17 protein-coding genes are annotated in these 13,445 nt (G+C 66.5%); 5 read left to right on the top strand and 12 right to left on the bottom strand.

Going from position 1 to position 13,445, the window contains the following annotated elements; translation table 11 throughout:
* From WAZ62_RS20200 to WAZ62_RS20170, 7 genes are all read right to left on the bottom strand, one after another.
* Positions 1 to 716: tetratricopeptide repeat protein (locus WAZ62_RS20200; RefSeq protein ID WP_422645339.1), on the bottom strand; the 716-nt coding region annotated here is incomplete at its 3' end.
* Between the two features lie 19 nt (positions 717 to 735).
* A complete protein-coding gene (gene flaF / locus WAZ62_RS20195; RefSeq protein WP_422645338.1) occupies positions 736 to 1,173 on the bottom strand; it encodes a flagellar biosynthesis regulator FlaF in 438 nt (145 codons plus the stop codon).
* On the bottom strand, positions 1,142 to 1,552 hold the full coding sequence (locus WAZ62_RS20190; protein ID WP_422645337.1) for a flagellar biosynthesis repressor FlbT: 411 nt from the start codon (positions 1,550 to 1,552) through the stop codon (positions 1,142 to 1,144). The genes flaF and WAZ62_RS20190 overlap by 32 nt, the downstream gene beginning before the upstream one ends.
* Before the next feature lie 140 nt (positions 1,553 to 1,692).
* A complete protein-coding gene (locus tag WAZ62_RS20185) occupies positions 1,693 to 2,592 on the bottom strand; it encodes a flagellin (RefSeq protein ID WP_422645336.1) in 900 nt (299 codons plus the stop codon).
* A gap of 213 nt (positions 2,593 to 2,805) precedes the next feature.
* Positions 2,806 to 3,267: a hypothetical protein gene (locus WAZ62_RS20180; protein WP_422645335.1), complete on the bottom strand. Its 462-nt coding sequence runs from the start codon at positions 3,265 to 3,267 to the stop codon at positions 2,806 to 2,808.
* On the bottom strand, positions 3,257 to 3,562 hold the full coding sequence (locus WAZ62_RS20175) for a rod-binding protein (protein ID WP_422645334.1): 306 nt from the start codon (positions 3,560 to 3,562) through the stop codon (positions 3,257 to 3,259). Before WAZ62_RS20175 ends, WAZ62_RS20180 begins: the two co-directional genes overlap by 11 nt.
* Positions 3,562 to 4,674: a flagellar basal body P-ring protein FlgI gene (locus WAZ62_RS20170; protein ID WP_422645333.1), complete on the bottom strand. Its 1,113-nt coding sequence runs from the start codon at positions 4,672 to 4,674 to the stop codon at positions 3,562 to 3,564. The genes WAZ62_RS20175 and WAZ62_RS20170 overlap by 1 nt, the downstream gene beginning before the upstream one ends.
* 219 nt (positions 4,675 to 4,893) lie before the next feature.
* On the opposite strand from WAZ62_RS20170, the gene WAZ62_RS20165 reads away from it, so the two are divergent.
* Together WAZ62_RS20165 and dksA are read left to right on the top strand one after the other, a co-directional pair.
* Complete coding sequence (locus tag WAZ62_RS20165) at positions 4,894 to 5,304, top strand: flagellar assembly protein FliX (protein WP_422645332.1); 411 nt, start codon at positions 4,894 to 4,896, stop codon at positions 5,302 to 5,304.
* A gap of 144 nt (positions 5,305 to 5,448) precedes the next feature.
* Positions 5,449 to 5,865: an RNA polymerase-binding protein DksA gene (gene dksA, locus WAZ62_RS20160; RefSeq protein ID WP_422645331.1), complete on the top strand. Its 417-nt coding sequence runs from the start codon at positions 5,449 to 5,451 to the stop codon at positions 5,863 to 5,865.
* A 62-nt stretch (positions 5,866 to 5,927) separates the two neighbouring features.
* Here the strand turns inward: dksA and WAZ62_RS20155 are convergent, their stop codons facing one another.
* From WAZ62_RS20155 to flgF, 5 genes are all read right to left on the bottom strand, one after another.
* A complete protein-coding gene (locus WAZ62_RS20155; protein ID WP_422645330.1) occupies positions 5,928 to 7,937 on the bottom strand; it encodes a beta strand repeat-containing protein in 2,010 nt (669 codons plus the stop codon).
* 144 nt (positions 7,938 to 8,081) lie between these two features.
* Entirely contained in the window at positions 8,082 to 8,834 is a 753-nt protein-coding gene (flgH, locus tag WAZ62_RS20150) for a flagellar basal body L-ring protein FlgH (RefSeq protein ID WP_422645329.1), read from the bottom strand.
* Positions 8,835 to 8,865: 31 nt separating this feature from the next.
* Positions 8,866 to 9,342 (bottom strand): flagellar basal body P-ring formation chaperone FlgA, encoded by a 477-nt coding sequence (gene flgA / locus WAZ62_RS20145; protein WP_422645328.1) that lies wholly within the window; start codon positions 9,340 to 9,342, stop codon positions 8,866 to 8,868.
* 12 nt (positions 9,343 to 9,354) lie between these two features.
* Positions 9,355 to 10,140, bottom strand: coding sequence for a flagellar basal-body rod protein FlgG (gene flgG, locus WAZ62_RS20140; protein WP_422645327.1), 786 nt, complete (start codon positions 10,138 to 10,140; stop codon positions 9,355 to 9,357).
* A gap of 15 nt (positions 10,141 to 10,155) precedes the next feature.
* Complete coding sequence (flgF, locus tag WAZ62_RS20135; protein WP_422645326.1) at positions 10,156 to 10,893, bottom strand: flagellar basal-body rod protein FlgF; 738 nt, start codon at positions 10,891 to 10,893, stop codon at positions 10,156 to 10,158.
* Positions 10,894 to 11,148: 255 nt separating this feature from the next.
* On the opposite strand from flgF, the gene WAZ62_RS20130 reads away from it, so the two are divergent.
* The 3 genes from WAZ62_RS20130 to WAZ62_RS20120 are packed head-to-tail and all read left to right on the top strand — an operon-like array spanning position 11,149 to position 13,276.
* A complete protein-coding gene (locus tag WAZ62_RS20130; RefSeq protein ID WP_422645325.1) occupies positions 11,149 to 11,736 on the top strand; it encodes a flagellar basal body-associated FliL family protein in 588 nt (195 codons plus the stop codon).
* Positions 11,736 to 12,881 carry a flagellar motor switch protein FliM gene (fliM, locus tag WAZ62_RS20125; RefSeq protein WP_422645324.1) on the top strand — a complete coding sequence of 382 codons (1,146 nt, stop codon included), beginning with the start codon at positions 11,736 to 11,738 and terminating at the stop codon, positions 12,879 to 12,881. Before WAZ62_RS20130 ends, fliM begins: the two co-directional genes overlap by 1 nt.
* A complete protein-coding gene (locus tag WAZ62_RS20120; RefSeq protein ID WP_422645323.1) occupies positions 12,878 to 13,276 on the top strand; it encodes a DUF6468 domain-containing protein in 399 nt (132 codons plus the stop codon). Before fliM ends, WAZ62_RS20120 begins: the two co-directional genes overlap by 4 nt.
* The last annotated feature ends 169 nt before the right edge of the window (positions 13,277 to 13,445 follow it).

Raw genomic sequence — 13,445 nt, 5'->3', positions numbered from 1 at the left:
CCCAGCACCAGAGCTTCGGCGATGATGCCGGTCGCGGCGCCATCGCCGATGGCGGCCAGCGCCCGGCCGAGCCGGGACAGGTCGAAGGCGTCGGCGGCGCCATTGGCCGCGAAGCGGGACAGGATTTCGGCCGCCTGGCGGTGCCGGCCGATGGCGATCAGGGCATCGGCATGGGCGCGCTGGGTCTCGCCATCCTCGGGACTGAAGGCGACCTGCGCCTCGATCAGGCGGAGGCCGAGATCGGACCGGCCGGCAGCCATCTGCTTCAGGCCCTGGGCGAGCAGGGGCCGTTCGCGAATGTTGCGGAACACGAAGGCGAAGTCGGGCCAGCCGGCGGGCCGCATGTTCAGCGTGTCTTCGTCGAGACCATTGGCCTGGGCCAGCTTGGCGTAGAAGGTCGCCTCCGCCAGTTCGCCCGCGATGGCGTAGAGAATGGCCAGACTGTCGGCCGCCAGCGCGCTGCGGGGCGCGGTTTCGAGCGCGTGTTTCAGCGCATCGAGCGCGGTGACGATCTGGTCGCTGGCGAAAGCGATGAAGCCGAGGCCGATCAGGGCGGCGGGGTCGCGGGGATCGTGATCCATCAGCGCTTCGATGCGGACGATGGCCTCCTGATGCTCCTGCTTCTCGATCAGGGGCCGGATTTCGAGGAGGAAGGGGGCAAGGCGCCCGTCGGCCCCCTTGCCCGATCCGGTCGCGGGCATTGACGAATCCGCCATGGTCACCGCCTGCATGAAATTACACCGAATGGTTGATGCCGCCGCCGGCCGCGGCCGGGGGGGTGGGCGTGTTGGGGAGAACCGCGCCCTCGGTCGGGTTCGCCAGCAGACCGGCCGCGATCTCGCGATTGATGCGGATCAGGATGTCCAGCTTCTGGGGCTGGGGATCGGCCAGGATGCCCACCGTGTGGCGATCGATGAAATTCGCCAGCGACAGGACATTGGACTTCAGGTCGACGGGCATCGGCGAATCGGGCGAGGCGACGCCGGCCTGGAAGATGGTCCACAGGCGCCAGTTGCGGCGGACGGCATCCATGAAGGCTTCTGCATTGTCGGGCGAGCGCTGGGCTTCCGCCAGACGGCGCGCGGCCTCGGTCAGCGCCCAGCCCTCGGTGCGCCGTGGATCGCCGGAAGGCGGGGCCTTGTTATAGGCGGGACGACGCTGGGTCGGATACATGATCGAGAACCTCCTTCTCGTGGACGAGCAGCTTCTTCGCGCTGCGCAGGGCCTGATAGACCGCGCCCGTCGCCAAATGCTTGTTGATGGTGTCGATGATGGCGGCGCCGCTGGGGGCCGCCGCCGCGTAGTCGGCGAGAAACGCATCGGCGGCCTTGCGGTAGTCGGCCGCGCGGTCGGGGAACAGGTACAGGCACTGCAGGACGTAGTAGATGCGCGTCGCGGGGGTGATGGCGTCATCCTGGGTCAGGATGTCCTTGCCGCGCAGGATTTGGGCCTGATTGAGGACCGTGATCGTGGCATGGCCGCCCGCATTGGCGAGAACGGCGCCATTGACGATGATCTTTTCTTCAGGGGCGAGCGTGATCTTCAGGGGCACGCCGGGGACTCCGTGGCTGGTTCGTCCCCGAGAGTGGCGCTGTTTCCTTAATTCGAGGTAAAGCGATCAGCGACTCCACCCGACATGAGAAAGGGGCGGCTGATGCCGCCCCTTTCCGGTATTGCCTGCCTGCGCCGCGATTACTGGAGCAGCGAGAGGACGTTCTGTTCGCTCTGGCCGGCGAAGCTCAGGGCCTTGAGGGCGAGCTGCTGGCGGGTCTGCAGGGCGACCAGGTTGGCGCCTTCCTCGTTCAGGTCGGCGAGGGTCAGCTTGTCCGCGCCTTCCGTCAGCGAGTTGGAGTAGTTCTCGCTGAAGTCCGCGCGGGTCTGCAGCAGGGTGATGTTCGAGCCGAGCGAGGAGGCCGTCGCGCGAACCGACGAGATCGCGCCATCGAGGCTTTCGGTGATGTCGTCGATCGTGGTGATCAGCTTGCTGGCCGCGATGTTCGAGAAACCGGCGGCGGCACCGGCGGAACCAGCGCCGGTCAGGAACGCGGCGAAGATGTCCGAACCCTTGGCATCGGCGGCGGTGGCGACGGTGATCAGGGCGCCGGCGCGAAGGTCGCGGCTGTTGATCGTCACCTGGGCCGAGGTGACTTCCGAGAAGCGGACGGTCAGGCTCTGGGTGGTCGAATTGACGAGGTTGGTGCCCTGGTAGGACGTGTCGCCCAGCAGCGAATTCAGCTGGTTGAGCAGGTCGGAGAACTGGGTCGACAAATCGGCCTTGGTGGTATCGTCAGCCGTCTTGGCCGAGATCGCGACACCCTTGATCTGCTTCAGCAGGGTTTCCGCCGACTGGGTCGCGTTCACGGCGGCCTTCAGCGAGGAAATGCCCTGATCGATGTCGCCCTTGCGAGTGGTCAGGTCGGACGCCCGGTCGCTCAGCGACTTGGCGGCGAAATAGGCGGTCGCGTCATCGATCGCACTGGACACCTTCAGGCCCGTCGACAGACGGTTCTGGGTGCGGTTGGCGAGATCGGTGGTCTCGTTCAGCGAGAGGAGGTTGGAGCGCGAGGTCGCGGTGAGCTTGATGTCAGCCATGGGTCTGGTCCTTCTGGTCCAATGTGATGAAGCCCTTCTGGGCCTCGGTGAAAGCGTTGCAGGGATCGTGCCAAATTGGGTGCATCTTGGAGACCGGCGGATTTGCTGGAGGACGTGTCGGCTCCGGTTCCGAGGCGGCGGCATTTTTTGCCCGTTCTGGTGGGAAAAAACTGCCGGGTAGGCAGGAATTGCCGGGCAATTCCTGCCCGTTCGTCAGGCTTCGGCGCGAATGGCCATGGCGGCGGGCGCGGCATGGGCGGTCCGCAGCGCGGCGCCGGGGCCATAGCCCAGAACCGGACGGGCCTTTTCCGCCACCGCTTCGGCGACACTGCGAACCAGGCGGTCGGTGACCGTGCGGGCGGCGGCGACGCGGACCGTGTGCAGGCTCATCGCCTCGCGCAGGCGCTGCGTCGGGTCCCGCAGCCGGGCGCGGGCCATCGGGTCGGCGGCGACCACGGCGCCGCCCCCCATCAGAGCGATCTGGCGTTCGTAGGCGCCGACGACCTGCAGCTTGCGCTCGATCTGGCCCTTCAGGCGCGAGAATTGACGGGCGGCGATCGTCTCGCATTCGTCCTCGATGGCCCTGGCCAGGCGTTCGGTCAGGCTGGCCATGGTTTCGATGGCGGCGGCGGACAAGTCCATGGGCATGGGGCCACGGGGGGGGCTACTGGGCATGGGCGGGCTCCTCGGTGACGAGCAGGGAACGGATCAGCATGTCGGACAGGCCGATGCCGCCGCGGGCGGCGACGGACTTGCCGAATTCCTGGATCAGGAAGCCGCGGAAGGCGGATTCGCCGGCGCCGCCATCGAAGGGGCCATCGCTTTTCAGACCCTCGAACATCGGGCTGATCATCTGCGACATGACCATGGCCTCGAAATCCTCGGCTTGCGCCTTCAGCCGGGGCGAGACCGGCGGCAGCGGGCGGTCGGTCGGATAGGCGTAGCGGACGGGCGCGGCGGCGGCGGTCATCACATTACCTCGATATCGGCCTGGAGGGCGCCGGCGGCCTTGATCGCCTGCAGGATGGAGATGAGGTCGCGCGGACCAAGGCCAAGGCCGTTCAGCCCGTTGACCAAATCCTGCAGGCTGACACCCGATTCCATCATGACGACGCGCTGTTCCTGGCCCTCGTCGACCTGGACATCGGTGCGCGGCACGACGGTGGTCCGACCGCCCGAGAAGGGGGCGGGCTGCGAGACCTGCGGCGCTTCCGAGATGCGGACGGTCAGGTTGCCTTGCGCGATGGCGACGGTGGAAACCCGGACATCGGCGCCGATGACGATGGTGCCGGAGGCTTCGTCGATGACGATGCGCGCGGGCTGATCCGGCGTCACCTTCAACTGTTCGATCTGGGTGACATAGGAAACGATGTCGGCGCGATACTGGGGCGGCACCTGGATTTCCACGGTCGAGGTATCGAGCGCGCGGGCCTGGCCCTTCAATTGCCGGACGACCGCCTCGGCGATGCGCCGGGCCGTGGTGAAATCGGGATTGCGCAGGGAAAGGCGGATGCTGGGCTCGGTGCCGAAGGCATAGGCGACCTCGCGCTCGACCACCGCGCCATTGGCGATGCGGGCCGAGGTGGGTACGCCCTTGATCACCGAGGTGGCGGCGCCCTGCGCCTTGAAGCCGCTGACCGAGACCGAGCCTTGCGCGACGGCATAGACTTCGCCATCGGCGCCCAGCAACGGGGTCACGAGCAGCGTGCCGCCCTGCAGGCTCTTGGCGTCGCCAAGGGCCGAAACCGTGACATCGACGCGGCTGCCGGTGCGGCTGAAGGGGGGCAGTTCGGCGGTCACCATGACCGCGGCGACATTCTTCGTCTTCAGGTCGGTGTCGCGGGTATTGACGCCGAGACGCTCGAGCATCGCCTCGAGGCTCTGTTTGGTGAAGGGCGAGTTGCGCAGGGAATCGCCCGAGCCGTCGAGACCGACCACGAGGCCGTAGCCGACCAGCATGTTTTCGCGAACGCCCTGGATGTCGGCGATGTCCTTGATGCGCGAGGCCGCGGCCCCGGCCGGGGCCGCGGTGCCGAATACCACGGTCGCGAGGACCGCGAAGGCAATCAGGACATGTCGCATGGGTTCTTCTCTCGCAAGGGGCGGCTTCTCCGCCTGGCTGTCCGTGTTGCGAAAGCCGTGCCAAGAAAGGGGCCTTGCCAAATCAAGGACTTGGCGTGACCTTGGGTGGGCAAGCCCTGCCGCGGCGGCAAGATTTGCCGGTTTGGCCGGGGTGCCTTCAGGGCTTGTTAACGCTGGGGACGCGATGATGGCGGACCAGCAAGGGATCCAGGCGCCGGTATGAAGATTGATGGCAGCGGCAGAATCGGTGGTCCGGCGGCGCCCGGCGCCCGGCGCGGCGCGCGCCCGGGCGATGGCGGCTTCAAGCTCGGCGAGACCGAGGAGACGGCGGCAGGTAGCGGCCTGTCCGGCGCGGGGCCCGTCGGCGGCGTGGGCGCGCTCTTTGCCCTGCAGGAAGTCGACGCCGATGGCGAGCGGCGCCGGGCGGCCAAGCGTGGCAACGACCTTCTCGACCGGCTGGACGAGCTGAAGATGGGGCTTTTGTTCGGTCATTTCCCCAAGGAAAAACTGCAGAATCTTCTCGCCATGGTGCGCGGCCGGCAGGAGAAGATCGAGGATCCGCGACTCGCGGGCGTATTGGCCGACATCGAATTGCGGGCCGAAGTCGAGCTGGCCAAGCTCGGCTTTTGACGCCGCCATCGGCGCCCTCGTCGCGATTCGGCTCTAAATCTCTGGAAATGCTCGGTTTTTGTTCGGAAAGCCGGGCTTGAACACGAGGCGGTCGCTGTTATACTCCGCCCGCCTTGCGGCATAGCATCGTGCATGAGGGATGGCATGGGAGCAGAGTTGCCGCCGGATTATCATCCGAGCGAAGACGAAGAGTTCATGAACCCGCGCCAGCGTGAGTACTTCAGGCGCAAACTCGTGGCTTGGCGTGAAGAAATCCTGCGGGAAAGCCAGGAAACCTTGCTGCACCTGCAGGAAGATACGGTGGCCGAACCCGATCTCGCGGATCGGGCCTCGGCTGAATCGGAGCGGGCGCTGGAGTTGCGGACCCGCGATCGTCAGCGAAAATTGATCGGCAAGATCGATGCCGCCCTGCGCCGCATCGAAGACGGCAATTACGGCTATTGCGAGGAGACGGGCGATCCGATCACCTTGCGTCGCCTTGATGCCAGGCCGATCGCCACGCTGTCGATCGAGGCGCAGGAGCGGCATGAACGCCGCGAACGCACCTATCGGGACGACTGATCCGGCGACAACGGGGAACAGATGACGGGCGCCTTTCTTGTCGAAAGGCGCCCGTCTTTGTTTCAGACGAAGAGGAAATCCGAAGCGTCGATGTCGGCCACCGCGACGCCGCGCAGGATGATCATGTCGCCGTCCCCGAAATCGATCACGGCACGGTTGCCCTGACCCGTGATGGTCAGGGCGTCGAAATCGGCGGCCAGGGTGCTGGCGACGCGGATCACATCGTGGCCATCCGCGAAGCGGGCGACGGTATCGCGGCCGAAACCCGCGTCATCGAAGACGAAAACATCATTGCCGCCGCCGCCGATCAGCAGGTCGTCGCCGGCCGCGCCGTTCAGCACGTCGTCGCCGAGCCGGGCCGAAATGCGGTCGGCGCCCGCCGTCCCGGTGATCTCGACGCCGCCGCCGGCCGTGCTGCGGGAGGCGATGGTCATGCCGTCGGCGAGCAGGCTGAAATCGGTGCTCACGCCATCGCCGACGACACCCCGTTCGAGCCCCGCCACGCCGCCCGCCGCGAATGAGAGATTCGCGTTGACGATCAGCGTGTCGTTGCCGGTGCCGCCGTCGATGAGGGCGGCGAGACCGTCGATCGTGATGACATCGGCGCCGGCACCGCCCAGCAGCGTGTCGCCGGTTCCGCCGATGATCCGGTCGGCGCCGCCGCCGCCCGACAGCGTGTTGACGGCGCCGTCGCCGATCAGGGTGTCGGCATGATCCGTGCCCGCGACGGTCTGGAAATTGGCGATGCCATCGGTGCCGCTGGCGCGACCGCTGGCGAGGCTGACGAGGACGCCGGTGGTCCAGCCGTCGTAGACGAGGCTGTTGGTGCCGATGCCGCCGTCGGACAGGCCGGTGATCGACGAGGTTTCGCCGAGGGTCAGGGTATTGTCGCCCGAACCGAACAGGATCGCCGTGCCGTTGCCGCCGGTGATCGTGCCGTTGTTGGTGATCGTGTCGGCGAAGGTGCCGACCAGCTTGATGGCTTCGAGACTGGTGCCCTCGATCGTGCCGTCGTTGACGATGGTGGTCAGATAGGGCGCGTTCCCGCGCGAACTGTCGTCGACGAGAATGCCGAGGCCGGCACCGATGATGGTGGCGCCACTGTGATTGGTCACGCTGCCGCCGCCGATGGCGATGCCTTCGCTGGTGTTGGCGAAGCCGTCCGAGCCATGGCCGCCGGCGCCCGTGCCCTCGATCCGGCCATAGTTGACGATGGTCGCCTCGAAGTCGAAATCGATGCCGTCGCCATCGCCGTCCGGTGTGCCGTCGGGCGTGCCACCCGCGCCGTCGCCATTCTGGTCGGAGGCGGGGTCATTGCTGAAGGCGCCGGTGATCGTGCCATGGTTGGTGACGCTGCCCGAGCCATCCGAGCCGACACCCGAGCCGTTACGACCGGTGATCGAGGCCCCGGTTTCGTTGATCACCGTGATGAAGCCGGCGACGCCATTGTCACCCGCGTTCACACCATGGCGGTCGGCGGAGATGCTGCCCCCGGTCTCGTTGGTCAGGCTGCCGCCGAAGGCGCGGAAGTCGACGCCATCGGTGCTGGCGGTGAAGCCCGCGTCGGTGCCGCCGTTGATCGTGCCGCTGTTGGTGACCGCCGCGCCCGAGCCGGCGCGGATGGCGTCATTGGAGCCCGACTGGATCGTGCCCGTGTTGCCGATGGTGACCGTCACGCCCTCCGCCGAGGCGAAGTCGACGGCCTGGCCGGTGCCGGACGTGATGGTGCCGCCATTGGTGAGGGTGATGCTGCCCGAGGTGATGGACGACTGGATCTGCAGCGCGTCGTCGGTCGACTGGATCAGGCCGCCGGACTGGTTGGTGATCGACGCGGTGAAGCTGGCGCCGACGCCGGACTCGATGCGGATGGCGCGGCCCCCGGCCGTGTTCTCGATCGTGCCGCTATTGTCGATGACACCGTTCGTCGTCGCCCCGGTGAAACGCACCGACTGGGCATTGGCCGAGACCGAGATAGCGCCGGTCGCCTCGACCGTCAGATTGTCGACGGCGGTGTCGTTCATGTCGAGGCGCGTGGTGCGCGTGGTGCTGGCGGCGATCGTCAGGCTGGTCATCCGTGTTCCCCTGCGGTCCTGAAATGAGGATTTGGGGGCTGGCTAGCACACGGATGGCGGAAGAATTCTGTCGGTTCGGTGACGGTTGAAAGACGGGGCGCCTTCGGTTACCGAGGGCGCCCCATCAGGATCGGAAGGGCAGGATCAGAAAGGCAGGATGGCGTCGAGCACCTGCTGGCCATAGCGCGGCTGCTGCATGTCGGTGATCTGGCCGCGGCCGCCGTAGGAAATGCGGGCTTCGGCGATCTGGGTGTGCTTGATCGTGTTGGCGGCGGTGATGTCCGACGGGCGGACGATGCCGGCGATCAGCAGTTCGCGCACCTCGTGGTTCACGCGGACTTCCTGGCGGCCCTGGATCACCAGATTGCCGTTGGGCAGGATCTGGGTGACGACGGCGGCGATGGTCATCTTCACCGCTTCCGAGCGTTTGATCGTGCCATTGCCGGTCGAACTGGTGCCCGAATTCAGGTCGACGGCGCCGCTGGGCGAATATTCGGCCGGCAATGCCGCGCCGACGACCGTGCTCTCGAGGCCGAAGAGCCCGCCAAGGCCGAGGTTTTCCTTGGAATCCCGGGTCCTCTCGGTCTGGTTCTGGACATCGGCTTCTTCGTCGATATTGATCGCGACGGTCAGGATGTCGCCGACCCGGGCCGCCCGGTTGTCCTTGAAGAAGGCGCGCGAGCCCTGCTGCCACAGGCTGGCCGACGAACCGGCCAGGGCGCCGTCATTCGGCATGGGCAGGCTGACCGGCGTATAGCCCGGGGCCGCGGTCGGGTTCTGGATCGCCGTCAGCGGCGGGGCTTCGCCGATGCGGCTCATGCGCTCCTGAAAGCCGGCGCAGGCACCAAGGCTGCAGGCGGCGGCGACGACAAGGGCGAGGCGGATGAAGCGGTTCATGGTCCTTGGCCTTCTGGCTGGTCGTTTCACGTTACATCACGGGCTGGGCGGCGACGGGCACCACGGCTTCGCCCGCGCCGCTGACCACGGCCTGGACGACGCGGTTGGAGGTCAGGTTCATGACGCGGATCACTTCGCCCATGGCGCCCTGTTCGATCGCCTTCGCCGTCGTCGACAGCTCGATGCCCGGCATCGAGACGCGGACGGTCAAAAGGCTGCCCTTGTTGACGAGGATCGGCCGGCGCACTTCCGACAGGGACACGGGGCGGCCGGCGCGCAGGGGCTTGCGCGCCGCCATGCCGACCAGCTGATCGGCGCTTTCGGCCGTGTTGGCCGGCAGCGCCGTCGCGATGGCGCCATCCGTCAGGTCGTCGGCGTTCAGCACCTCGCCGGTGGCGATGTCGCGCAGCAGGACGGGAACGATGGTGCCCGCGTCTTCCGCCCGGACCGGAATGGCAAGGCCGAAGGCGAGAAGCCACAGCATCATGCCGATGGCGAAGCGGATCATGGCGGCTCTCCTTCAGCGGATCTGGGTGATCGTCTGCAGCATCTCGTCGGATGCCGTGATCACCTTGGAGTTGAGTTCATAGGCGCGCTGGGCCGAGATCAGATTGGTGATCTCCTGCACCGGATTGACGTTGGCGGCCTCGACATAGCCCTGCAGCAGGGTGCCGAAACCCTCGTCGCCCGGCAGGCCGACGGTGGCGGTGCCGGATGCCGGGGTTTCGGTGAACAGGTTGTCGCCGGTGGCGGCGAGCCCGGCGGGATTGATGAAGGTCGCCAGATCGAGCTGGCCGACCACCTGGGGATCGACCTGACCGGGCAGGGTCACCGCGACCTCGCCGGTCGCCGAGATCGCGACATCGGTCGCGTTCTGCGGAATGACGATGCCGGGCTGCACGGTATAGCCGTCCTGGGTGACGATCTGGCCGTCGCCGTTCAGCTGGAAGGCGCCGGCCCGCGTATAGGCCTCGGTGCCGTTCGGCATCAGGATGCGGAAATAGCCACGGCCCTGGACCCCGAGATCATAGGTATTGTCGGTCGAGGTCATGTTGCCCTGACCCATGATGCGATAGACGGAGCCCGTCTTCACACCGGTGCCGAGCTGAACGCCGCTGGGGATGACCGTGCCGGCATCGGACGAGGTCGTGCCCATGCGCTTGATGTTCTCGTAAAGCAGGTCCTGGAACTCGGCGCGCTGACGCTTGAAGCCGGTCGTCGACATGTTGGCGAGATTGTTCGAGATGACTTCGACATTCAGCTGCTGGGCCAACATGCCGGTCGCGCCGATGGAAAGGCTGCGCATGGGGATCTCCTTGCCTTAGCTCTGCTGGACCTTGCCCAGCCGCTGGATGGCCGTGCGTTGCAGGTCGTGATCTTCCGAAAGCAGGTTCTGCATGGTCTGGTAACGGCGCTGCAGCTCGATCATCCGGGTGATTTCGATGACGGGCTGGACGTTCGAGCCCTCGAGCATTCCCTGCACCACCTGGGTCTCGCCATCGGCGGGGGTGGCGGTCACGCCGGCCGGGGCTTCGAACAGGCTCTCCCCCACGGCCTTCAGGCCCTGCTCCTTGTCGAAACTGAACATGCCGACCTTGCCCAGCAGCGTGTCGCCCTGGGCGATGGTGCCGTCGCCGCTGATCACCGGGGTGCCGAGGTTCGGGTCGTCCACCGTGATCTCGGCGCCGCCGTCGTCCAGCAGGGGATAGCCCTCGCGGGTCGTCATCCGGCCGGTGGGGTCGAGGGTGAAATGGCCGTTGCGCGTGTAGCGGATGCCGTCCGGCGTCTGCACCGACATGAAGCCTTCGCCGTTGATGGCGAGGTCGAACGGATTGTCGGTCGGGGTCATCACGCCGGGGCGGCTGTCGCGAGCGACGCCATAATCGAGAACGAAGGAGACCGGCTGCTGGGGCCCCGCGTTCATCACATATTCCTGGAAGACCGGACGGACGGCGCGGAAGGCGGTCGTGTTCAGATTCGCGATATTATTCGCGACCAGGTCCATCTGGCGCTCGAGCACCATCTGTTGCGACAGGCCGACATAAAGCGCGTTATCCATGGTTTCCGGTCTCCTTTCCACCGCCGTCGCCTCGAAGGCTCGCGGTCGAAGAGATATGTGCAGATCGCGTGCCAAGTGCGAAAGCGGCGGAAATCAAGGGATTTCGACCAAGGCCGGGGGAGGTGCCGGAGAGTCCGGGGGTCAGCTTTACCCGGCAGAAGTTGCCGGGGCGGGCCGCGATCACAACCGCTTGTTAAGGAAGATGCCTGTAAATTCTCCGTCGACCAGAAGGCTTTTCCGGAGTTTGGCCCCACGATGGCAAGCAATGCGGCATCTCAGCAGGATCTAGACGCGCTGGTCAGCGGCCTCCCTGCGGGCGAGGCCGGGGCGAATGGCGAGGGCGGCAAGGCGAGGAAGGGCGGCAAGCTGAAGCTGCTGCTGATCGCGTTGCCGGTTCTCCTGCTCCTCGGCGGGGCCGGGGCCTATTTCGCCGGATTGCTCGATCCCCTGCTGGGCAAGGGCACGGAAGAAGGCGCGGCCGAAGGCGGTCATGGCGAAGGCGCCGCGGCCGGCGAGAAGGGCGGCGAAGCCCATGCCGATCCGATCTTCTACGACATGCCGGACATGCTGGTGAACCTTCACACCACCGGCAACAGGGCGGCTTATCTGAAGATCAAGCTGTCGCTGCAATTCGGCGACCCGGCGGTGACCGCCGTCCTGCAGAAGGTGCAGCCCCGCCTGATCGACAGTTTCCAGATCTATCTGCGCGAACTCCGGCTCGAGGACCTCGAAGGTTCGGCCGGGCTGATGCGCCTGAAGGAAGAATTGCTGGCGCGGGCGAATCAGATGATGGCGCCCGCCGCGATCGACGACGTCCTGTTCAAGGAAATGCTGGTGCAGTGATGGCGAACGAGACCGAAACCGGCGCCCCTGTCGACGAAGACGCGCTCGCGGCGGAATGGGCCGCCATGGCGGGCGGCGACGAGGCCGAAGGGAACGAGTCCGGCGCCGAAGCCGCGCCGGGCGAGGGGGAAGAGGGTTTCGAGGATGCCGCGCTCGCCGGCCAGTCCGGCCGCGCCCTCAGCCAGGACGAGATCGACAGCCTGCTCGGCTTCGATTCGGTCGACAGCGCGGGCGGGGCCCAGACCGGCATCCGCTCCATCATCAATTCCTCGCTGGTCTCCTATGGCCGGCTACCGATGCTCGAGATCGTCTTCGACCGGCTGGTGCGGCTGCTCTCGACCTCGATGCGCAATTTCACCTCGGACAATGTCGAGGTGACGCTGGACAACATCACCTCGATCCGTTTCGGCGAATATCTGAACTCGATCCCGCTGCCGGCGATCCTGACCGTGTTCCGCGCCGTCGAATGGGACAATTTCGGTCTGCTGACGGTCGAGTCCAACCTGATCTATTCGATCGTCGACGTACTGCTGGGCGGGCGCAAGGGCACCACGGCCATGCGTATCGAAGGCCGCCCCTACACGACGATCGAGCGTAACCTGGTCGAGCGCATGGTCCAGGTCGTGCTGAAGGACATGAAGACGGCTTTCGAGCCGTTGACCCCGGTCGATTTCACCTTCGAGCGGCTGGAGGTCAATCCGCGCTTCGCCACCATCGCCCGCGACGCCAATGCCGCCATCCTCGTCCGCCTGCGCGTCGACATGGAAGATCGCGGCGGCCGCATGGAGCTGGTGCTGCCCTATGCCACCATCGAGCCGGTGCGCGAATTGCTGCTGCAGATGTTCATGGGCGAGAAATTCGGCCGCGACACCATCTGGGAAAGCCATCTCGCCAGCGAACTCTGGGCGACCGAAGTCCAGATCGACGCGGTGCTGGACGAGCAGATGATGAACCTCGGCGATGTCATGCATCTGCAGGTCGGGCAGACCATCATGCTGAACTGCGGTCCCGATTCGCCGATCGAGCTGAAATGCGGCGGAATGCCGATGCTGCGCGGACGCATGGGGCGCGTCGGCAACATGGTCGCCGTCAAGGTGGAGCAATCGCTGATGAAAACCGGCAAGCAGGGCGGGGACAAGCCATGAGCACCATCGGATTGATCATGGATCTGGGCCTCGCCGGCCTGCTGGTGGCCACGATCGTTCTGGCCGTCCGCCTGCACCGGAAGCTGGAAGGACTGAAGGGTGGCCACGATGAATTGCGCCTTCTGGTCGAGGGGCTGAACGAGGCGACGCGCCGGGCCCAGGCCGGCATCATCGAGTTGCGCATGGCCGCCGAGGCGTCGGCGGCGCGGCTCGGGAATCAGATCGAGGCGGCCCGCAAGTCGAGCGACGAACTCTCGCTGCTGGTCGCTTCCGCCAACAATCTCGCCGACCGTCTGGTCCGGGCCGGCTCGGGCGGCCGACCGGCCGATTCCGCCAGCCGGGCCGGTGCCGCTTCCGATCAGGGCATCCTGCGCGCCCTGAAGGATGTGCGATGAGCACGCCCTGGCACCGGCGGGTGACGCTTCTGCCCCTGGTCGCGGGGGCCGCCGCCGCCACGCTCGCGCTTCGCCTGCCCGATCTGGCGGAAGCGGTGACAACGGCCTTGCCGATCGCCGCCAATGTCGCCGTCGCCGCCGAAACGGCCGCGCCGCCCGCGCCCGCCAC

Source organism: Zavarzinia sp., assembly GCF_049306435.1.
In the GTDB taxonomy this organism is placed as follows: domain Bacteria; phylum Pseudomonadota; class Alphaproteobacteria; order Zavarziniales; family Zavarziniaceae; genus Zavarzinia.
The sequence above is the reverse complement of the archived record's forward strand: the minus strand, read 5'-3'. Positions and strand labels throughout refer to the sequence as shown.